This is a genomic window from Streptomyces sp. CG 926 (assembly GCF_003148825.1).
GTDB lineage: Bacteria > Actinomycetota > Actinomycetes > Streptomycetales > Streptomycetaceae > Streptomyces.
This window is the reverse complement of record NZ_QGGZ01000001.1, coordinates 1,176,548-1,196,580: the sequence shown is the minus strand read 5'-3', so window position 1 is coordinate 1,196,580 and position 20,033 is coordinate 1,176,548. Positions and strand designations below refer to the sequence as shown.

Genomic DNA, 20,033 nt, shown 5'->3' with positions numbered 1-20,033 from the left:
GCACCCGGCCACTGACAACGGGCCGGACCTGGGGAAACGCGGGACGCGGGCGAGGCGCAGAATGGGGGGATGGGGACGGACGAGGGCGCCGGGGCCGGGGGCCGCCGGGAGTGGGCACGGCACTGGCAGTACGCGGAACTGCCCGGGCTGGACCTGCTGCGCGCCCGCTACGTACGCCACACGTTCCCGCGCCACGCGCACGACGGGTACGTCATCGCGGCCGTCACCGGAGGCATAGAGGAGATCGGGCTCCCCGGCCACGTGGTGCGCGCCGGCCCCGGCAGCGTGGTCCTGATCAACCCCGAGGTACCGCACACCGCGCGCGCCGGGGTGCCCGAGGGCTGGGCGTACGCCACCCTCTACCCCTCGCGCGAGCTGATCACCGAGGTCGCCGAGGAGATCGGCATGCTGCGCGGCACCCCCGGCTTCACCGCCGACATGATCTACGACGCGCCGGGTTCGCAGGCCGTCATCGAGGTCCACCGGGCCGCCGAGGCCGGGAACGCCCTGGCCGCCGACACCCTGCTGCGCGGCGTGGTGGCGCGGATGCTGACCCGGCACGCCGGACCGCTGCCCGCCCGGACGATCCGCGGCGCGGGCGGCGCCGACGCGGCCGCCGCCCGGGCCGTACTGCAGGAGCGGATGGCCGACCCGCCGTCGCTGGAGCAGCTCGCCGCGGAGCTGGGCACGAGCCCCTTCGCCCTGCTGCGTGCCTTCCGCGAGCGGTACGGGATGCCGCCGCACACCTGGCTGACCGACGCCCGCGTCCGGCAGGCACGCCGGCTCCTCGACGCCGGCACGGCGCCCGCGGAGGCGGCCGTCACCGTGGGCTTCACCGACCAGCCCCACCTGAACCGGCACTTCACCCGCATCGTGGGGGTGCCGCCCGGCGCCTACCGGCGGGAGCGGGCCGGCTAGGCCGTCTCTTGCGCATCGCGCCGGGCCCGCCGGACCGGGCACCTCGCCGCGTGGTCGGCCGCGGACCGACCGCGCACCGCCCCCGCCCCGCGGCACCAGGGCGCGCAAGAACGTACAAGACCGGCCCGCCCCGTCCCGCGTAGTTTCGGGGCGTGGGAGAACATCGAGCAGTGATGCAGGAGACCCCCGAGGAGACCCCCGAGGGGGTCGCCGAGGAGGTCGCCGAAGGGCGACCGCGGGCCGCCGTCGTACGCGACGCGCTCGGGGTCGGGGTGGCCGTCGGGCTGTCCGGGTTCGCGTTCGGGGTGACCGCCGCGGGGGCCGGCATCAGCACCCTGCAGGCCTGTGTGCTCAGCCTGCTCGTCTTCACCGGCGCCTCGCAGTTCGCCCTGGTCGGAGCGCTCGCGGCGGGAGGGAACCCGTTCACCGCCGCCGCCGGGGCCTTCTTCCTCGGCACCCGCAACGCCTTCTACGGGCTGCGGCTGTCCCAGCTGCTCCAGCTGCCCCGGCCCGTGCGGCCCCTCGCCGCGCACTGGGTGATCGACGAGACCACCGCCGTCGCGCTGGCCCAGCCCGACCGGAAGTCGGCCCGACTCGGCTTCACCGTCACCGGGCTCACCCTCTACGCGCTGTGGAACCTCACCACCCTGCTCGGCGCGCTCGGCGCCGAGGCCATCGGGGACACCCGGGCCTGGGGCCTGGACGCCGCCGGACCCGCCGTCTTCCTGGCGCTGCTGGCACCGATGCTGAAGACCTCCACCGAGCGCGCGGTCGCCGTCCTCGCGCTGGTCCTCGGGCTCGGCTTCCTGCCCGTACTGCCCGCCGGCGTGCCCGTGCTGATCGCGGCCCTGGCCGCCCCCGTCGTGCTGTGGATGAAGGGACGCCGTCCGTGACCGTCTGGATCGCCATCGCCCTCACCGTCGTCGGCTGCTACGCCGTCAAGCTCGCCGGGCTGCTCGTCCCCGCCGGGGCCCTGGAACGGCCGCTGGTGCGCCGCCTGGCCGCCCTGCTGCCGGTCGCCCTGCTCGCCGCGCTCACCGCCCAGCAGACCTTCAGCACCGGATCAGCGCTCGTCGTCGACGCCCGCGCCGCCGGACTCGCGGCCGCCGGGCTGGCGCTGCTGCTGCGCGCCCCGTTCCTGGTCGTGGTCGCCGCCGCCGTCGTCGTCACCGCGGGGGTACGGGCCCTGGGTGGCTGACCGTCGCGGGCAGGCGGCCGTACGCGCGCAGGGTGAGCAGGGCCTCCAGGGTGGCGATCGGCCGCCGCTCCAGCGAACTCCCCGGCGCCCAGGCCCGCCGGCGCACCGGCCAGCCTCCGTCCGGCTGCTGCTCGGAGGCCAGGAGGTCCAGTGAGCGGCGCAGCTCCGCGTCGGTGAACCAGCCGCGGGCCAGCGATTCCGGCCGCTTCGCGTAGTCGTGCGGATACAGCCGCTCGCCCGGTGCGTAGCCGGGGGCCTCCGGGTACTCCGCCCGCCGTAGCGGGTCGAGCACCACGAGCCGCTGCTCGCGCACCAGCCGGCCCAGCCGGTCCGCGGCCGCCGCGGCGCGCGCCCGGTCGGGGATGCCGTCGAGGAAGGCCACCGCGCTCTGGACCTCGTAGGGATGCGAGTGCCGTAGGTTCTCGACCCGGTCCCAGCAGAAGTCGGTGGCCCGGAAGAGCCAGGCGTGCCAGACGCGGTTGCGGTGCAGTACGCCGACGACCGGGCCCGTGGTCAGCAGCTCGCCCGGCGGGTCGTCGTGCATCGGGTGGTAGGGGGCCGCGGGATAGTCGCGGGGGGCCGGGAAGACCACCGGGAGTGCGCCGTCCACGGTGGAGACCCCGGTCAGATGGCGGCAGAGCCGCTCGATGCGCTGTCCGGCGCAGCGGCCCAGGCTGTCGAGCACGCGCAGCGCGTGCGCGGTGTGCAGGGGCTGGCTGAGCGGTCCGCGAAGATCCGGATCGAGTGCGTGACCGTAGCCTCCGTCCGCGTTGAGATACGAGCCGAGGGCCGTGTCCACCGGGTCGGCGTCCCCGCCGAGGAAGTGGAACGCGAACCGCCGCTGCTCCAGCACGCGGGCCGTGAGCCAGATGAACCCCTCGGCGCGGGTCAGCGCGGTCTGTGGGGGCTGCGCGGTCTGCGGGGGCTGTGCGATCTGCGAGGGCTGTGGGGATGGCGGGGTCTGCGAGGAAGCTTCGTCTCCGGGCATGCGTGCAACCTAGGACGCGGTGGTGCGACGGGGAGGGTCGAACGCGGGCGGTGCACTCTCCCGGGGCGGGATACTGGGGGCATGCGGTTGACGATTTTCTGGGAACGGATGGCGGAGCACTTCGGCGCGGCCTACGCGGACTCCTTCGCGCGGGACCACGTCATGACGGAGCTGGGCGGGCGCACAGTCCAGCAGGCGCTGGACGCCGGCTGGGAGACCAAGGACGTGTGGCGCGCGGTGTGTTCGGCGATGGACGTGCCGGCGTCGCTGCGCTGACCCGGCCCTGACCCCGCCCTGACCTCCCTTGGCCGGCGCGCTGTTTCGCGGTGGTGGGCGCGCGTGGGACAGACTTGGCGCCGTGGCAGCCAGTGAAGAGACGACCGATCAGTCCGCCGAGGCGCGAGGCGTGACACCGCCGGTGCGGGTGGAGGAGGCGACATCGCCGGTTCCGCCCGAGCCGCCGGCTCCGCCGCCCTCCGGTGCGACCGGCGCCGCGGACGACGCGCGCATGCCGCGCTGGCTGCCGCGCGCCGTGATCCTCGTACTGGCCCTCGTGGCCTGTTTCCAGCTCGGCAGCTGGGCCTTCCACCAGCTGATAGGCCTCCTCGTCAACATCCTGATCGCGTTCTTCCTCGCGCTCGCGATCGAGCCGGCGGTGGCCAGGATGGCGGCCACCGGTATGCGTCGCGGGCTCGCGACCTTCGTGATGTTCCTCGCGGTGTTCGTCGTGACCGCCGGCTTCCTCGCGTTGCTCGGCTCGCTGCTCGCCGGGCAGATCGTTGCCATGGTCGAGGGCTTCCCGGGCTATATCGACGCGGTGATCAAGGCGATCAACTCCACCTTCCACACCGAACTGTCCCGGCTGGAGATCCAGGAGAGCGTGCTGCGCTCCGACTGGCTGCGCAAGTACGTGCAGAACAGCGCCTCCGGCGTGCTCGACGTGTCCGCCACCGTGCTCGGCGGACTCTTCAAGCTCCTGACGATCGGGCTGTTCTCCTTCTACTTCGCCGCCGACGGACCGCGGCTGCGGCGCGCGCTGTGCTCCGTACTGCCGCCCGCGAAGCAGGCCGAGGTGCTGCGTGCCTGGGAGATCGCCGTGGCCAAGACGGGCGGGTACCTCTACTCGCGCGGGCTGATGGCCTTCATCTCCGGTGTCGCGACCTACATCGTGCTGGCCGTACTCGGGGTGCCGTACGCGCCCGCGCTCGCCGTGTGGGTGGGTTTGGTCTCGCAGTTCGTCCCCACCATCGGCACCTATCTCGCGGGCGCGTTGCCGGTGCTGCTCGCCTTCACCGTCGATCCCTGGTACGCGCTGTACGTACTCGGCTTCGTAGTGATCTACCAGCAGTTCGAGAACTACGTCCTCCAACCGAAGCTGACCTCGAAGACCGTGGACATCCATCCCGCGGTGGCCTTCGGATCGGTCATCGCAGGCACCGCACTGCTGGGCGCGGTCGGGGCGCTGATCGCGATCCCGGCCGTCGCCACGCTGCAGTCCTTCCTCGGCGCGTACGTCAAGCGCTACGAGCTGACGCGGGACGCGGAGTCCTCTACTTCCCGTCGACGTCGACGCGTACGGCTGCCAAGGCTTCGCTGACGGTCGCCTCGACGGCGTCCTTGCGCAGACCGAGGCCGCTCAGCGGACCCTCGCCGTTCTCCAGCTCCAGGAGGGCGAGCAGGAGGTGCTCCGTACCGACGAAGTCGTGGCCCAGGCGCAGGGCCTCGCGGAAGGTGAGTTCGAGGGCCTTCTTCGCCGACGCGTCGAAGGGGATGAGGTCCGGGACCTGCTCCTGGGCCGGCGGCAGTACGGCGGCCACGGCGGCCCGTACGTCGTCCGGCGAGACCGACTGGGCGCGCAGGGCGAGCCCCGCGAGGCCGTCGGGCTCGGCCATCAGACCGAGCACCAGGTGCTCGGTGCGGATCTCGGTGTTGCCGGCGGAGCGGGCCTCGTTCTGCGAGGTCACGACCACGTTGCGGGCGCGGGGGGTGAAGCGGCCGAAGCCCGCGTTCGGGTCGAGGCCGCCGGCGCCCTCCTTGTCCGCCTTGGGTACGAAGCGCTTCTGGGCCGCCTGGCGGGTGACGCCCATGCTGCGGCCGATGTCGGTCCAGGAGGCGCCGGAACGGCGGGCCTGGTCGACGAAGTGGCCGATGAGGTGGTCCGCGACGTCGCCGAGGGCCTCAGCCGCGACGACTGCGCCGCTGAGCTGCTCCAGCGGGTCGGTGTGGACCTTGTTGATGGCCTCGATCAGGTCGTCGAGGCGTACCGGATTGGTCATGCGAACGGGTTCCACCGAAGGGTTCGTCATAGAGGCAACCCTAGGTTGACACTTCGGCGAGTGTCAACCTTGGGTTGTCAGTTGGTGGATGTCGGTCGGTCGGATGTCGGTCGGCGGTGTGTCGTGCGCACGGGGTGTCGTGCGCACGGGTCCGCGGTGCCATCCTGGGCGGAAGGGCGCGAGACGCGGAGGTCGCCATGGGGTTCTACGCCGAGCAGGCGGTGCCGCGGATCCTGGACCTCGCCTGCGGGGCCAAGACGGCCCGGCCGCTGCGGCGCCGGGTCTGCCACGGACTGACGGGCGAGGTCGTCGAGATCGGCTTCGGCGCGGGACACAACGCCCCCTTCTACCCGCAGGGCGTCACGGGCGTGTCGGCGGTCGAGCCGTCCGACGTCGCGTGGCGGCTGGCCGCCGAGCGCGTACGGGACGCCCGCGTCCCGGTCCGACGGGCCGGCCTGGACGGCCAGTGCCTGCCCTTCGAGGACGGCGGCTTCGACTCCGCGCTGTCCACCTGGACGCTGTGCACCATCCCGGACCCCGTGGCGGCCCTGCGCGAGCTGCGCCGCGTACTGAAGCCCGGCGGCACCCTGCACTTCGTCGAACACGGACTCGCCCCGGAAGGGGACCGGCGCGTGCGCCGCCTGCAGCGCCGGCTCGAACCGCTGAACATGCGGCTCCTGGGCGGCTGTCACCTCACCCGCTCCGCCCCGGACCTGCTGGTGGCGGCGGGATTCACGATCACCGCCCTCGACGTCTTCTACGAGGAGGGCGCGCCGAAGTTCCTGTGCGCCGAATCCCTCGGGACGGCGGTCTCCCGCTGACCGCATCGGCGACCCGTCACGAAACCATCACGAGGGACACGGGCCGGAAGGCTCCCTGGCAGCATCGGTCGGACCGATCCAGGGGGGTTCCAGATTCCATGAGATTCCGTGTGCGTGTCCCCGGGGCGACCCGCGTCGCCGTCGCCCTCGTGGCCGTCGCAGCAGGCGTGTCGGTGCTCGGGGGCTGTTCCCGGACCCCGGCCGAGAAGCTGGAGGAGTGGTACAGCTCGGGTGGCGAGGCCCAGATCAGGAAGCTGAACGAGGACGCCGGCCGGGTCAACGAGGTGAGCATGCGCACGATCGACGTCCAAGGCCCGGCCTGCCAGGACCTGTTGGCCCGGACCGCCGAGGCCGAGAAGCTCGACCCGATCCCGGACGAAGCAGCCCAGCGGTACTGGAAGGAAGCCCTCGGCGGCTTCCGTCGGGGTGCGGGTGAATGCGCCGACGGGGCCGCGAAGAAGGATGAGAGCCAGATCTCCCGGGGCATCAGGGGGGTCCAGACGGAAGGCCTCCCCAAACTGGTGAGCACCGTCTCGATGATCAAGGCGGGCCTGGCGACGGCCAAGTGACCTGACCTGACCTGAACGGGCCTGATCCGTCCAGGACGGGCCCGAGGGGGAGGGGAACGCACTCGATCCTGGACATGGGGAGGATCGTGCAGTCGGGCGAGGACCCCGACCACGGCACCGTGCGGCCCGTTCGGCCTGCCGAGGCCCATCGCGTGGCGGGTACCGACCGCCTCACGCGGGCCCACGTCACGGCCATGGAACCGCCGGCCGAACGACGGCGGTTCGGCAGGTGCGCGATCCTGCACGACGCCCACGGCAGGCCGGAGGAGATCTGCTTCCGGAGCTTCTCCGGCGACCGGCGGACGGCCCCTTCGCGCGGGCGCGGGCGGCTCCCACGGTATTCGGGTCGATCCCCGCGAGGGGCGCTGCCTACGCTGTTCGCATGGCTCATGCGAAGACCTCCTACGTCTGCCTGCCCTGCCGGGCCTCGTACAAGCAGCCCTACGACAGGGACCGGGAGCGGGTCTGTCCGCGGTGTACGGGAACCCTGATCCATGTGGGCTCGGCCTTCGCCCCGCCCCCGCGCCGGGACGCCGCGGGGTGGCGGACCCTCGCCGTGTTGCTGAACGCCGGCGTGCGGTTCCACAAGAGCTGCTGCGGCGGGCCCGGTTACCGGCCGCGCACCCTGCACGAGGTGCGGGAGCGGATGACGTACGCGGAGCGGACCGGTACGCCCTTCGCGGAGGCGCTCGTCCTGCGCGACCTGCCGTGACCGGTTACGACACCCTGGCGCGGCTCGTGACGCCGCCGACCGTGCCGATCGACGCCCATGGCGACTGGACCGCCGCCGAGACCGCGGTCGGGGTACGGCTGCCCGACGACTACAAGTGGCTGGTCGCCACCTACGGATGGGGGGAGTTCCGGGATTTCCTCTACCTCCGCACACCGTTCGGCGCTAGCAAGTACAACGGCATCGAGTGGCAGAGCGCGCATCCGACGGAATCGGCCGACCTGGGTGGCGAGCGCTACCCGTACCCACTGCACCCGGCGCCGGGCGGGCTGCTGATCTGGGGCACCACCATGGACGCCGACCGGCTCTGCTGGCTCACCGACGGGGAGCCGGAGGAGTGGCCCGTCGTGGTGTGGAGCAGCGAGGGCTGGTACGAGACCCTCCGCACGGGCGCGGTCGGGTTCGTCGAGGGCTGGGTCGGCGGCCGCGTCCGCTCCGACCTGCTCGGCGCGGCGGAGGCGGACCTGGCGCCCTGGTTCAACACCTTCCGGCCCCGCGTCGACCGGTGCCTGCTCCTGTCGGAGGGGCCCTTACCGCATGACGAGCGTCTGCGGCGCCTGCGTACGGCTCTGGCTCCCACCACGGACCGCGGCTCGTGGCGCTCGGAGCGCGACGGGAGCGGACAGGACCACTTCGCGACCGTCGACACCGATTGGCTGTTCACCTACGACACCCCCGACACTCACACGATTCGGATCGCCTTCCCGCCCGAGGACGCGGAGCATGTCCGCCGGCGGCTCTTCGCCGCCGCCGAGCTCATGGAATGCGAGGTGCTGGAGATCACCACCGCGGCGGGGACCACGCTGGAGGCCTGGGACGCGGTCACGGACGAGGACGAGGAGGAGTAGCGGGGCCGCGACCGGGCGAGGTGCTGATGCCGACGCCGACGGGCAGCGGTGCAGGTGGGAGCGGGGTGGGCGTGGCGCGCTTGACAGGGAAATCGAACATCCATTCTGATGGGTTATCCACAGCCGAAACGCTCGTGGAGGCGCATTGTCAGTGGCAGGCACTAGCGTCAGTGACGTGAAGCGATCGACTCAAGCAAACCGGGTGGAACCCATGGCAGGCACCGACCGCGAGAAGGCTCTCGACGCCGCTCTCGCACAGATTGAACGGCAATTCGGCAAGGGTGCGGTCATGCGCCTCGGCGACAAGCCGAACGACCCCATCGAGGTCATCCCCACCGGGTCGACCGCGCTGGACATCGCCCTCGGCGTCGGCGGGCTGCCCCGCGGCCGTGTGATCGAGGTGTACGGCCCGGAGTCCTCCGGTAAGACGACCCTGACCCTGCACGCCGTGGCCAACGCGCAGAAGGCCGGCGGCACCGTCGCCTTCGTGGACGCCGAGCACGCGCTCGACCCCGAGTACGCCAAGGCCCTCGGCGTCGACACCGACAACCTCATCCTGTCGCAGCCGGACACCGGCGAGCAGGCGCTGGAGATCGTGGACATGCTGGTCCGCTCCGGTGCCCTCGACCTGATCGTCATCGACTCCGTGGCGGCCCTCGTGCCGCGAGCGGAGATCGAGGGCGAGATGGGCGACTCGCACGTCGGTCTTCAGGCCCGACTGATGAGCCAGGCACTCCGGAAGATCACCGGTGCGCTCAACCAGTCCAAGACCACCGCGATCTTCATCAACCAGCTCCGCGAGAAGATCGGTGTGATGTTCGGCTCGCCCGAGACCACCACCGGTGGTCGCGCGCTGAAGTTCTACGCCTCCGTGCGTCTCGACATCCGTCGTATCGAGACCCTCAAGGACGGCACGGACGCGGTCGGTAACCGCACCCGTGTCAAGGTCGTCAAGAACAAGGTCGCGCCCCCGTTCAAGCAGGCCGAGTTCGACATCCTCTACGGCCAGGGCATCAGCCGCGAGGGCGGTCTGATCGACATGGGCGTGGAGCACGGCTTCGTGCGCAAGGCCGGCGCCTGGTACACGTACGAGGGCGACCAGCTCGGCCAGGGCAAGGAGAACGCCCGCAACTTCCTGAAGGACAACCCCGACCTCGCCAACGAGATCGAGCGGAAGATCAAGGAGAAGCTGGGCGTGGGTGTCCGCAAGGACGCCGCGGCCGAGGCCGGTGCGGAGGCGACCGACGCCGCGGCCACCGCCGTGCCCGCCCCGGCGACGAAGGCCAAGACGACGGCCAAGGCCGCCGTGGCCAAGAGCTGACCCGTGCGCGAGCAGGAAGGGGGCGGCGAGCGCCGAGGCGGCCGTGAGGGCCGTTCGGAGCTGCCGCCCCAGAGCCCCGAGGAGCAGGCGCGGGCGATCTGCCTGCGCCTGCTCACCGGGAGCCCGCGTACCCGGCGCCAGCTCGCGGACGCCCTGCACAAGCGGGGCATCCCCGAGGAGGTGTCGCAGCAGGTCCTCTCCCGGTACGAGGAGGTGGGCCTGATCGACGACGCCGCCTTCGCCGGAGCCTGGGTCGAGTCCCGGCACCGCGGCCGGGGCCTGGCCCGTCGGGCATTGGCCCAGGAACTCCGGACCAAGGGGGTGCACGCCACCCTCGTGGAGGAGGCCCTGGAGCTGCTGGACTCCGACCAGGAGGAGCAGACCGCCCGGGAGCTCGTGGAGCGCAAACTCCGTTCCACCCGGGGCCTGGAGCGGGACAAGCGGATCCGGCGCCTCGCCGGGATGCTCGCCCGTAAGGGATACCCGGAGGGCATGGCCCTGCGGGTCGTGCGCCGCGCGCTGGAGGCGGAGGGCGAGGACGCCGACGACCTGGGGTATCCCGGGGAGTGAGCCGGTAGGCCCGGGGTGGGGGTAACCCCCGGGGCCGGACGCCGGGACACGCCAATGTCAGGCGCCGGGCACGGCGGCAGAGTTGGCCGCATGATGCTGCGTTACGCCCTTCAGACCGTCAGGGACCGCAAGGCCGGTTTCTTCGGCGCCTTCGTCGCGCTGCTGTGTGCGGCCGCCCTCGTCACCGCCTGCGGGACGCTCCTGGAAACGGGACTCCGCGGAAAGATCGGCACCGAGCGCTACGCGGCCGCACCCGTCCTCGTCTCCGCCGACCAGAACGTCCACGAGACCACGGTCGAGGAGAAGAAGGGCGGACGGACCAAGACCAAGCACAAGGCCAAGCCCGTCGCCGAACGGGCCTGGCTCCCCGCCGCCACCGTGGACACCGTCCGCGCCGTGCCCGGCGTCGAGCGGGCCGTCCCCGAGCTCACCTTCCAGGCCGTTCCGCTGGTCGAGGCCCCCGGAAAGCCGGCGCCCTCGTACGGGCACGCCTGGAGCTCCGCCGCACTGACCCCCTTCACCCTCACCGAGGGCCGCGCCCCGCAGAGCGGGGACGAGGTCGTCGTCGACCGCGCGCTCGCCGCCCGCGCCGGACTGCGTCCCGGCTCCGAACTCGCCGTGCAGTCCACCGGAGAGCCCAGGACGTACCGGGTCAGCGGGGTCGCGAAGACCGACCGGGGCGACCTCGACCGGCAGAGCGCGCTCTTCTTCGGCGAGGACGAGGCCCAGCGGCTCGCCGCCCGCGCCGGCCAGGTCAGCGCCATCGGAGTGCTGCCCGCACCCGGGGTCGGCGCCACCGAGCTCGCCGCCCGGGTCGAGCGGGCGCTGCGGGGCACGACCGCGCAGGTCGCCACGGGCGACGAGCGCGGCCCCGTCGAATTCCTCGACGCCGCCGGCGCCCGGATCAAGCTGGTCTCCATGGGCGGCGCGATGGGCGGCACCTCGCTGCTCGTCGCGATCCTCGTGGTCGTCGGCACCTTCACGCTCTCCGTCCGGCAGCGCTACCGCGAACTCGCCCTGCTGCGGGCCATCGCCGCCACGCCCGAGCAGCTACGGCGCATGATCGGCCGGGAGGCGCTGCTCGTCGGCCTGGCCGCCGGCGTCGCCGGAGCGTTCGCCGGGCTGCCGCTCGCCGCGTGGCTGCACGGCCGGTTCGTCGACAGCGGGGTCGTCCCCGTCACCCTGGAGCGCACCGCCGGCGTCTTCCCGATGTTCGCCGCCGTCGCCGCCTGCCTGCTCGGGTCCTGGGCCGCCGCCCGGATCACCGCCCGCCGGATCGCCCGGATCCGCCCCGCCGAGGCGCTCGCCGAAGCCGCCGTCGAGCGGGGGCGGCCCGGCTGGCTTCGCAGCGTGCTCGGCGTGCTGCTGCTGGCGGGCGGGGCGGTGCTGGTCGTCGTACTCGGCACGCTGCGCACCGAGCCGGCCTCGACCCCGGTCACCTTCCTCGCCGTGGTGGTACTGGTCGGGGCCCTCTCGCTGCTGGGCCCGCCGCTCGTACGGGCCGCCACCGCGCTGCTCGCCGGCCCGCTGCGGCTCGCCGGTCCCGGTGGCCACCTGGCCACCGCCAACCTGCGCGGGAACGCCACGCGGATGGCCTCCGCCGTCACCCCGCTCGCGCTGCTGATCGGTATGACCTGCACCGTGCTCTTCATCACCCCGACGCTCGGGGACGCCGCCCGGGCCCAGGCCCGCGACGGGATCCGGGCCCAGTGGGTACTGGCCGCACAGGGGCCAGGGCCCGGAGTCACCCGGGAGGCCGCCGAGCGGATCCGGCGTACCCCCGGGGTCACGGCGGCCACCGAGATCGTGCACACGTCGGTACGGGTGGGCCTGACGAAGTACGCCGCGCAGGGCGTGACCCCGGCCGGGCTGACCCGCACCTGGGACCCCCAGGTCACCGGCGGCAGCCTGGACGGCTTCGGCGAGGGGAGCGCGGCGGTGAGCGAACTCGCCGCCGACCGACTGGGCCTGAAGCCGGGGAGTCCTCTGCAGCTGACGCTGGGGGACGGCACCCCGGTCACGCTGACGGTCTCGGCGGTGTACGCGCGAGGGCTCGGCTTCGGCGATCTGACGCTGCCGCACGGGCTGGTGGCCGCGCACGCGGACAATCCGCTGGCCGGCAGCGTGCTGGTGGCGGCGGCACCGGATTCGGGCATCGGGCGGAAGCAACTGGCCGCGGCGGTGGGGGCGTTCCCGGGCGTACGGGTGCTCTCCGCGGCGGACGCCGACACGGCACGGGCGGAGCGGCAGGACGCCGGGGCGGAGATCAACCTGCTGGCCATGGGGCTGGTACTGGCCTTCACCGCGATCGCGGTGGTGAACACGCTCGCGATGTCGACCGCCGAGCGGTTCCGGGAGTTCGCGATGTTGCGGCTGGCCGGGGCGAAGCGCCGGCAGGTGCTGCGGATGCTGCGGGCGGAGGCGCTGGCGGTGGTCCTGATCGGGACGACGCTGGGGTCGGGGATCGCGCTGGCGGTACTGACCGCGTTCAGCGTGGGCATGACGGGGGTGGCGGCTCCCGCGGTGCTGCCGGTGGCCTACGCGGCGGTGGTGGGGGTGGCCGGGGTGCTGGCCCTGGCAGCCACTTCCCTCCCGGGGAGGGTGGCGTTGCGGATGGCGCCGGTGGCTGTCGCCACGGCGAAGGGGTAGCCCCCGTACGGGGATCCGGCCTCGCGGCCCCGGGGGCGTACCGCCTGAGCGGAGCGGGCCCGGGGCCGTCGCACGTGCGGCGCCGTCGCGGGGGCGCCGCCCCCGAACCCCCGCGCCTCAAACGCCGGCGGGGCTGGAACGGCGCTTTACGCGCGGGCGGGGCTGGGTGGTGCGCTTCCAACGTCGGCGGGGCTGGAACGGCGCCCTACGCGCGGGCGGGGCTGATGGGGAGGCCTGCTGACTTCCAGGCCTGGAAGCCGCCCGTCAGGTCCGTCGCGCGGTGCAGGCCCAGGGCGTGGAGCGAGGCCGCGGCGAGGCTGGACGCGTAGCCTTCGTTGCAGATCACCACCACCCGGAGGTCATGGCTCGTGGCCTCGGGGAGGCGGTGGCTGCCCCGCGGGTCCAGGCGCCATTCCAGCTCGTTGCGCTCGACCACCAGCGCGCCCGGGATCAGCCCGTCCCGCTCGCGCAGGGCCTGGTAGCGGATGTCCACCAGGACGGCCCCGGCGCGGGAGGCGGCGTACGCCTCCCGCGCGTCCAGCCGGGTGTAGCCCGCGCGGACCCGTTCCAACAGTTCGTCGATGCCGATCGGGGCGCTCACTGCCAGTCCGCCGGACGCTCGACGTGCTCCAGGCTGAGCACCGGGCCGCTACGGCTGTAGCGGCGGATCAGCGGGAGCGGCGGGTAGTAGGCGTGCACGGAGATCGCGTGCTCGGCCGGCGACCCGTTGAGGACCTCGTGCACGTGGTGCTCGCGGAAGGCGCGCCCCGAGCCCGCGTCCAGCGTGCGGTGACGGTCGACGTCCGGGGCCAACTCCAAGGACTTCCAGCCCTCGGACGGCAGCCGTACGGCCAACGAGTGCTCGGTGAGCCGACCCCGGGCGGTGGCGAACGCGCCCCGCGATTCGGCGTGGTCGTGCCAGCCGGTGCCGGTGCCCGGCGGCCAGCCGATCAGCCAGGCCTCGCTGCCGCCCGGCCCGTCCAGCCGGATCCAGGTGCGGCCCTCGGGATCGAGCGGCAGCGAGTCCACGATCGCGGCGTCGGCCGCCGTGCGGAGGGCGAAGTCGAGGAGCTCGGCGGCCGTGGGGCCCTCACCGGCCGAGCCGGACTCCGGGGCGTACGAGGGTGCGGATGCAGATGCGGATGCGGGTGCAGACATGAAGGGGGGACCGTTCCTGGGTTCGCGGAGGTGCGCGCAGGCCGGTGGACGGCACGGGGCGCGCGGAGGGAAGGGCGAATCAGCAGGAAGGGCGACACACGCAGCCCGCGTAGCGGAGCAGGTCCATATGGACCCTCCGCCACAGGCGTACGTCGTTGCCGGTCATTCCGCGAGTGAACCACGGAGTCCCGGAGACGGTCAATCGATCACCACGGTCGGTGTCGAAGTCGCTGTCTGCGTCGCCTTGGGCGCCGGTGCCGGCGTGGCGGGCGTCGGCACTCGGGACGCGGGCGCGCCCGCCCGGACCGTGTCCGCCGCCTCGTACAGCTCCGCCGGGCGGACCCCCGAGAAGGTCGCCGCCAGGTGCCCGTCCGGCCGCACCAGCAGCACGGTGTGGGCCGGGGCACCCGGGTAACTGTCCGCGACCAGCAGGTCGGTGCGGACCGGGAGGGCGCTCACCGCCGCCGCGAGGCGGGGCATCAGCCCGGCGCCGAGCCAGTGGCGCCGGTCCCAGACCCCGGTGCCGGGGGCCACCAGGACCACCAACAGCCGGCCCTGCCCGAGCAGGTCCCGCAGGGGCACGGTCGCCCCGTCGGGCGCGGTCACCGGGACGTTCGCCACCGGGCCGCCCGGCTCCGTGGCCGTCGGCACCTCCCGTACGGCGACCGGCGGGGCGTACGTGGGCTCCGCGCCCAGCGGCCCGCGCCCCAGGTGGCCGTCGGTGAGCAGGGATTCGGCGCCGCGCGCGGCTCCGGGGAGGTAGGTGCGCAGGCCGCCCCCGGCCCGCAGCGAAGGCATCGCCTGGTCGGCCGCGCGCAGCCGGGAGGCGACCGCGGTGCGCCGCTCGCCCTCGTAGCTGTCGAGCAGGGCCTCGGAGGCTCCCTGGTGCCAGGCCAAGGACAGCTTCCACGCCAGGTTCTCGGCGTCCCGGAGCCCTTCCTCCACGCCCTGGGTGCCGAGCGCGCCCAGCAGGTGGGCGGCGTCTCCGGCGAGGAAGGCGCGCCCGTCGCGCCAGCGCCGGGCGAGCCGGTGGTGCAGGGTGTGGACCCCGGTGTCGATGAGGTCGTACGGGGGCGTCGTGCCGCCGCACCACACCGCGAGGGTGTCGCGGATCAAGGTCACCAGCGCGTCGGGAGTCACGAGCTCCCCGCGGGGCGGGAGCAGCCAGTCCAGCCGCCAGACCCCGTCGGGCAGCGGTCGTGAGGTGACCTCCTGCGGCGGGCTCCGGTGCAGCAAGGCCTCGCCGGGCCAGGGCAGTTCGGTGCGCAGCGCGGCCACGGCGTGCCGCTCCACGGCGGTGCGGCCGGGGAAGCGGATGCCGAGGAGCTTGCGCACGGTGGAGCGGGCGCCGTCGCAGCCGACGAGGTAACTCCCGCGCCACCAGGTGGTCTCGGCGCCCCGCGTGTGCGCGGTGACGCCCCGGCCGTCCTGCTCCAGGGAGTCCACCTTGCTGTCGGTGACCAGCTGGACGAGCGGGTGGGCCGAGGCGGCGTCGCGCAGTCCGCGCGTCAGCGCGTGCTGCGGCACGTGCAGGGGGGCCGGGTGGTCCTCGAAGGTGATCCGCCGGTCGGGCCGGCTCCGGCGCATGGTGCGCCAGGCGGCGAAGTACGCCCCCTCGTCGCGCAGCGTCGTACAGCCCAGCCGGTGCGCCATGGCCGCTGTCTCCGCGTGCAGCACGACGGTACGGGCCGGGCGGACCTCTTCCTTGCCGGGCCCTTCGTCGAGCACGACGGAGGGCACGCCCGCACCTGCCAGGGCGAGCGACAGGGACAGCCCGACGGGCCCCGCGCCGACGACGATCACCGGGTCCATGCCACGGCTCCCGATGTCCGGTATGTGATCACAGAACGTATGCAACCCACTGTAGGTGCCTGCGTCAAGTGACCCTGGGCGGCGCAGCGGTAACTGGAAGCATTAATTCCGAAGCGGTCGCCACTTCCGGCACGCTCGACGCCCCGCGGACCGTCGGATCGCGCGACGGTCGGCCGTTCCGCACGGGTGTCGGATCGCCCCGCACGGTTCGGCTGATTTCCGACATCTTGTGGCCCGGAATCAATTCCTTCGTGATTCGGCCACGTCGCCGGAATTCATCGCCCCATATTCCGGGAGGCGGGCCGGCCGGGCTTTTCCTCGTTCCTTTCGGAGCTCGGCGCCCTCTGCGGGCTCCGGCGGCGTCACCGTAGGAGCCGGAGGCCGTAGCGGTGGGTACAACGCGGTGTGGTGCGGCGGATGAGTTCCGCCGCACCACACAGGCTGTGCACCATGCCGACCGTAGGTCGGACCCCGCAGGGTCCGTGGTCCGGGGCCCGGAGTCCGGGAGGGTCGTCAGATCCCGCCCGAGTTCGCTCCGGTGGCCATGTCGTTGACGTCGTTGGCGCCCACCACCGCCCCGGTGCTCTTCTTCGACTTCCGCAGCCGGCCTTCCATCAGGGAGGCGGACGAGGTGAGGGCGAAGTTCACGGCGATGTAGATCAGCGCGATCACGACGAGCGACGCGATGGTGTTGCTGTAGTTGGCCGCGATCTGCCGGTTCATGGAGAGCAGTTCCGCGAAGCCCAGCAGGGCGCCGCCGATCGCGGTGTCCTTGAGGATCACCACGAGCTGGCTCACCAGGGCCGGCAGCATCGCCGTCACGGCCTGCGGGATCAGCACGTGGAACATCGTCTGGCTCTTGCGCATGCCGATCGCCTTGGCGGCGTCGCTCTGGCCGTGCGGCAGGGACAGCACGCCCGCACGGACGATCTCGGCGATGACGGCCGAGTTGTAGAGGACCAGGCCCGTGACCACGGCCCAGAAGGGCCGGGTGTCGGACGGCACGTCCATCCATCCCGGCGCCATCAGCGCGAAGCCGAACAGCATCAGCATCAGCACCGGGATGGCACGGAAGAACTCCACCCAGGTGCCGACCAGCCACCGCACCCACGAGTGGTCCGACAGTCGACCGATGCCCAGCAGCGCGCCCAGCGGGAGGGCGATCACCATGGAGAGCGCGCCCGCCTTGAGGGTCTCCAGCAGGCCGGGGAGCAGGTACGTGGTCCAGACCCGGCTGTCGGTGACGAAGGGGGACCACTTGTCGGCGTCGAGCTGGCCCTTCTCGCTCATGAGGGACAGCACCCACCACATGACGAGACCGAACAGCACGACGAAGATCCCGCTGTAGATCCAGTTGCGCACCTTGGCCTTGGGGCCGGGGGTGTCGTACAGCACCGAGCTCATCGCTTCACCGCCACTCGCTTGGCGACCCAGCCCAGCAGAAGACCGGTGGGCAGGGTCAGGAGCACGAAGCCGAGGGCGAAGACCGCGAAGACCGCGAAGAGCGCCTGCGGCTCGTTCTCGAGCATTTCCTTCATCAGCAGGGCCGCCTCGGCCACGCCGATGGTCGCCGCCACCGTGGTGTTCTTGGTGAGCGCGATCAGTACGTTGGCGAGCGGTGCGATGACCGCCCGGAAGGCCTGGGGGAGCACGATCAGGGTGAGCACCTGGAAGAAGCTCAGCCCCAGCGCGCGGGCCGCCTCGGCCTGGCCGACGGGCACCGTGTTGATGCCGGAGCGCAGGGCCTCGCAGACGAAGGTGCCGGTGTAGGCGATCAGTCCGAGGACCGCGAGCCGGAAGCCGATCTCCTTGAACGTGCTGCCGCCCAGGGCGATGCCGAGGGTCTGGTTGAGTCCCAGCGAGCAGCCGATGATCAGCAAGGTCAGCGGGGTGTTGCGGACCAGGTTGACGTACGCGGTGCCGAAGCCCCGCAGCAGCGGGACCGGGCTGACCCGCATCCCGGCCAGGGCGGTGCCCCAGATCAGGGATCCGGCCGCCGAGTAGAGGGTGAGCTGAACCGTCACCCAGAAGGCTCCGAGCACGTCGTACTGCCCGGAATCAAGAAAATCGAACACGATGCCCTGCGCTCTCCCCAGGATGGCCGGTGAGGTGCGCCGCCGCCCGCGGCAGGCGGGCGGCGACGCTCCTCACCGATGAATCAGCTGCCTTCGGTGATCTGCGGGGCAGGCTCGCTCTTGAAGTTGGCCGGACCGAGGTTCTTGTCCACGGCCTTCTGCCAGCTGCCGTCCTCGACCATCTTCTTGAGCGCGGCGTTGATCTTGGTCTGGAGCTCCGTGTCGCCCTTCTTCAGACCGATGCCGTAGTTCTCGTTGCTCAGGCTCAGCCCGACCAGCTTGAACTTGCCCTTGTTCTTCTCCTGCGCCGCGTAGCCCGCCAGGATCGAGTTGTCCGTGGTCAGGGCGTCGACGGCCTTGTTCTCCAGGCCGGTCAGGCACTCGGAGTAGCCGCCCTGCTCCAGCAGGTCGGCCTCGGGGGCCAGCTTGGTCTTGACGTTCTGCGCCGAGGTGGAGCCGGTGACCGAGCAGAGCTTCTTCTTGTTCAGGTCCTCGGCCTTGGTGATGCTCGTGTCGTCGGCACGGACCAGCAGGTCCTGGTGCGCGAGGAAGTACGGGCCGGCGAAGTCGACCTGCTGCTTGCGCTTGTCGTTGATCGAGTAGGTCGCGACGACGAACTTGACGTCGCCGTTCTTGATCAGGTTCTCGCGCTCGGCGCTGACGGCCTGCTTGAACTCGATCTGGTTCGGCTCGTAGCCGAGCTCCTTGGCGACGTAGGTCGCCACGTCGACGTCGAAGCCCGTGTACTTGCCGTCCGGGGTCTTCAGGCCCAGGCCGGGCTGGTCGTACTTGATACCGACGACGATCTTGTCCTTGGCGCCGCCGGAGGCACCGCCGTCGCTCGCAGCGTCCTGCTTGCTGCCGCCACACGCGGTCGCGGTCAGGGCAAGGGCGACGGCGACGGCCGCGGCCGCAGCGGTCTTGGAGATCTTCATGGTGAACTTCCCTCGGATGAGACGTTGTTGAACGACGAGCGAGGCTTACGGCGCCCGCGCGGCCGACAGGAACGATCCGGCGGCGATCCGCATACGGATGACTACCAGACGCGATCCTCAGTGGTGCAGGATCTTCGACAGGAAGTCCTTGGCGCGGTCACTGCGCGGGTTGCTGAAGAACTGCTCGGGGGTGGCCTCTTCGACGATCTTGCCGTCGGCCATGAAGACGACCCGGTTGGCCGCCGAGCGGGCGAAGCCCATCTCGTGCGTGACGACCACCATGGTCATCCCCTCGCGGGCGAGCTGCTGCATGGCCTCCAGCACCTCGTTGATCATCTCCGGGTCCAGGGCCGAGGTCGGCTCGTCGAAGAGCATCACCTTCGGCTCCATGGCCAGCGCCCGGGCGATGGCCACACGCTGCTGCTGACCACCGGAGAGCTGCGCCGGGTACTTGTCGGCCTGAGTGCCGACGCCCACCCGCTCCAGCAGTGCCCGCGCCTTCGCTTCCGCCGCGGCCTTGTCGGTCTTGCGGACCTTCAGCTGGCCCAGCATCACGTTCTGCAGCACCGTCTTGTGCGCGAAGAGGTTGAACGACTGGAAGACCATGCCGACGTCGGCACGCAGTCGGGCCAGTTCCTTGCCCTCGGAGGGCAGTTCCTTGCCGTCGAGCGTGATGGTGCCCGAGTCGATGGTCTCCAGGCGGTTGATGGTCCGGCACAGCGTGGACTTGCCCGATCCCGAGGGACCGATCACCACGACTACCTCACCGCGGGCAATGCTCAGATCGATGTCCTGAAGCACGTGCAGCGCGCCGAAGTGCTTGTTGACGTTGCTCAGCACGACCAGGTCGTCTGCGGCACCGGCCGCGTCCTGCACGTCCTTGGTCACTGATACTCCGCTCATCGGCTTCTTGCTCCGTCCTCCTCGGTTGGGAGGACAGTAGTGACGTGACGAGCACAACGTCATCACATCTGAGGGAGAATTGAGGATAACGATCCGGCCTCTTCCGGATACGCTCCGTGCGCGGTGCCCCCGTGGTCGATCATGTCCGCGTACCGGGTGCATAACGGAAGGCGCGCCGGGGCGGGACCCCCTTGACGTGGGACTCCGCATCGGCGTGGATGCATGGTGGCCCTCTGTGCGGTCCCACGTGTGACCATGCGTG

22 protein-coding genes are annotated in these 20,033 nt (G+C 72.0%); 12 read left to right on the top strand and 10 right to left on the bottom strand.

Annotation, left to right across the window (positions count from 1 at the left end; all coding sequences use genetic code 11):
* Positions 1 to 69 precede the first annotated feature (69 nt).
* The 3 genes from BCL76_RS04875 to BCL76_RS04865 all read left to right on the top strand — a co-directional run bounded on the left by BCL76_RS04875 (position 70) and on the right by BCL76_RS04865 (position 2,116).
* Positions 70 to 918 (top strand): AraC family transcriptional regulator, encoded by an 849-nt coding sequence (locus BCL76_RS04875; protein WP_109778232.1) that lies wholly within the window; start codon positions 70 to 72, stop codon positions 916 to 918.
* Positions 919 to 1,091: 173 nt separating this feature from the next.
* Complete coding sequence (locus BCL76_RS04870; RefSeq protein ID WP_109778231.1) at positions 1,092 to 1,811, top strand: AzlC family ABC transporter permease; 720 nt, start codon at positions 1,092 to 1,094, stop codon at positions 1,809 to 1,811.
* Positions 1,808 to 2,116 carry an AzlD domain-containing protein gene (locus tag BCL76_RS04865; RefSeq protein WP_109778230.1) on the top strand — a complete coding sequence of 103 codons (309 nt, stop codon included), beginning with the start codon at positions 1,808 to 1,810 and terminating at the stop codon, positions 2,114 to 2,116. Before BCL76_RS04870 ends, BCL76_RS04865 begins: the two co-directional genes overlap by 4 nt.
* Here the strand turns inward: BCL76_RS04865 and BCL76_RS04860 are convergent.
* The gene (locus BCL76_RS04860; RefSeq protein ID WP_258309305.1) at positions 2,085 to 3,104 is read right to left on the bottom strand and encodes a hypothetical protein; all 1,020 of its coding nucleotides are present in this window, start codon (positions 3,102 to 3,104) and stop codon (positions 2,085 to 2,087) included. The genes BCL76_RS04865 and BCL76_RS04860 overlap by 32 nt on opposite strands.
* A gap of 81 nt (positions 3,105 to 3,185) precedes the next feature.
* Here BCL76_RS04860 and BCL76_RS04855 point away from each other — a divergent pair, with 81 nt between their 5' ends.
* The gene (locus BCL76_RS04855; RefSeq protein ID WP_030766163.1) at positions 3,186 to 3,380 is read left to right on the top strand and encodes a DUF3046 domain-containing protein; all 195 of its coding nucleotides are present in this window, start codon (positions 3,186 to 3,188) and stop codon (positions 3,378 to 3,380) included.
* Positions 3,381 to 3,510: 130 nt separating this feature from the next.
* Positions 3,511 to 4,701: an AI-2E family transporter gene (locus BCL76_RS04850; protein WP_258309327.1), complete on the top strand. Its 1,191-nt coding sequence runs from the start codon at positions 3,511 to 3,513 to the stop codon at positions 4,699 to 4,701.
* Here BCL76_RS04850 and BCL76_RS04845 read toward each other — a convergent pair.
* On the bottom strand, positions 4,655 to 5,410 hold the full coding sequence (locus tag BCL76_RS04845) for a Clp protease N-terminal domain-containing protein (protein ID WP_109778229.1): 756 nt from the start codon (positions 5,408 to 5,410) through the stop codon (positions 4,655 to 4,657). The genes BCL76_RS04850 and BCL76_RS04845 overlap by 47 nt on opposite strands.
* Before the next feature lie 167 nt (positions 5,411 to 5,577).
* On the opposite strand from BCL76_RS04845, the gene BCL76_RS04840 reads away from it, so the two are divergent.
* The 7 genes from BCL76_RS04840 (at position 5,578) to BCL76_RS04810 (ending at position 12,888) form a co-directional block, all read left to right on the top strand.
* On the top strand, positions 5,578 to 6,201 hold the full coding sequence (locus BCL76_RS04840; RefSeq protein WP_109778228.1) for a class I SAM-dependent methyltransferase: 624 nt from the start codon (positions 5,578 to 5,580) through the stop codon (positions 6,199 to 6,201).
* 98 nt (positions 6,202 to 6,299) lie between these two features.
* Positions 6,300 to 6,770 carry a hypothetical protein gene (locus BCL76_RS04835; RefSeq protein ID WP_146228317.1) on the top strand — a complete coding sequence of 157 codons (471 nt, stop codon included), beginning with the start codon at positions 6,300 to 6,302 and terminating at the stop codon, positions 6,768 to 6,770.
* Positions 6,771 to 7,152: 382 nt separating this feature from the next.
* Positions 7,153 to 7,482 carry a deoxyxylulose-5-phosphate synthase gene (locus tag BCL76_RS04830; RefSeq protein WP_146228316.1) on the top strand — a complete coding sequence of 110 codons (330 nt, stop codon included), beginning with the start codon at positions 7,153 to 7,155 and terminating at the stop codon, positions 7,480 to 7,482.
* Positions 7,479 to 8,348, top strand: coding sequence for an SMI1/KNR4 family protein (locus BCL76_RS04825; protein ID WP_258309304.1), 870 nt, complete (start codon positions 7,479 to 7,481; stop codon positions 8,346 to 8,348). Before BCL76_RS04830 ends, BCL76_RS04825 begins: the two co-directional genes overlap by 4 nt.
* 211 nt (positions 8,349 to 8,559) lie before the next feature.
* Entirely contained in the window at positions 8,560 to 9,669 is a 1,110-nt protein-coding gene (gene recA, locus BCL76_RS04820) for a recombinase RecA (RefSeq protein ID WP_109778226.1), read from the top strand.
* 3 nt (positions 9,670 to 9,672) lie between these two features.
* On the top strand, positions 9,673 to 10,239 hold the full coding sequence (recX, locus tag BCL76_RS04815) for a recombination regulator RecX (protein ID WP_109778225.1): 567 nt from the start codon (positions 9,673 to 9,675) through the stop codon (positions 10,237 to 10,239).
* 90 nt (positions 10,240 to 10,329) lie between these two features.
* A complete protein-coding gene (locus tag BCL76_RS04810) occupies positions 10,330 to 12,888 on the top strand; it encodes an FtsX-like permease family protein (protein ID WP_109778224.1) in 2,559 nt (852 codons plus the stop codon).
* 205 nt (positions 12,889 to 13,093) lie between these two features.
* Here the strand turns inward: BCL76_RS04810 and BCL76_RS04805 are convergent, their stop codons facing one another.
* The 8 genes from BCL76_RS04805 to BCL76_RS04775 all read right to left on the bottom strand — a co-directional run bounded on the left by BCL76_RS04805 (position 13,094) and on the right by BCL76_RS04775 (position 19,771).
* On the bottom strand, positions 13,094 to 13,489 hold the full coding sequence (locus BCL76_RS04805; RefSeq protein WP_309136793.1) for a rhodanese-like domain-containing protein: 396 nt from the start codon (positions 13,487 to 13,489) through the stop codon (positions 13,094 to 13,096).
* Positions 13,486 to 14,046, bottom strand: a complete 561-nt coding sequence (locus BCL76_RS04800) for a cysteine dioxygenase (protein WP_109778222.1) — start codon at positions 14,044 to 14,046, stop codon at positions 13,486 to 13,488. The genes BCL76_RS04805 and BCL76_RS04800 overlap by 4 nt, the downstream gene beginning before the upstream one ends.
* Positions 14,047 to 14,125: 79 nt before the next feature.
* Positions 14,126 to 14,212 (bottom strand): putative leader peptide, encoded by an 87-nt coding sequence (locus BCL76_RS40470; RefSeq protein WP_311318651.1) that lies wholly within the window; start codon positions 14,210 to 14,212, stop codon positions 14,126 to 14,128.
* 32 nt (positions 14,213 to 14,244) lie between these two features.
* The gene (locus BCL76_RS04795) at positions 14,245 to 15,858 is read right to left on the bottom strand and encodes an FAD-dependent monooxygenase (RefSeq protein WP_109778221.1); all 1,614 of its coding nucleotides are present in this window, start codon (positions 15,856 to 15,858) and stop codon (positions 14,245 to 14,247) included.
* A 513-nt stretch (positions 15,859 to 16,371) separates the two neighbouring features.
* On the bottom strand, positions 16,372 to 17,262 hold the full coding sequence (locus BCL76_RS04790; protein ID WP_109778220.1) for an amino acid ABC transporter permease: 891 nt from the start codon (positions 17,260 to 17,262) through the stop codon (positions 16,372 to 16,374).
* Positions 17,259 to 17,933, bottom strand: coding sequence for an amino acid ABC transporter permease (locus BCL76_RS04785; protein WP_109778219.1), 675 nt, complete (start codon positions 17,931 to 17,933; stop codon positions 17,259 to 17,261). Before BCL76_RS04785 ends, BCL76_RS04790 begins: the two co-directional genes overlap by 4 nt.
* Positions 17,934 to 18,016: 83 nt before the next feature.
* Positions 18,017 to 18,868 carry a glutamate ABC transporter substrate-binding protein gene (locus tag BCL76_RS04780; RefSeq protein WP_109778218.1) on the bottom strand — a complete coding sequence of 284 codons (852 nt, stop codon included), beginning with the start codon at positions 18,866 to 18,868 and terminating at the stop codon, positions 18,017 to 18,019.
* 117 nt (positions 18,869 to 18,985) lie between these two features.
* Positions 18,986 to 19,771, bottom strand: a complete 786-nt coding sequence (locus BCL76_RS04775) for an amino acid ABC transporter ATP-binding protein (RefSeq protein ID WP_109778217.1) — start codon at positions 19,769 to 19,771, stop codon at positions 18,986 to 18,988.
* Positions 19,772 to 20,033: the final 262 nt, after the last annotated feature.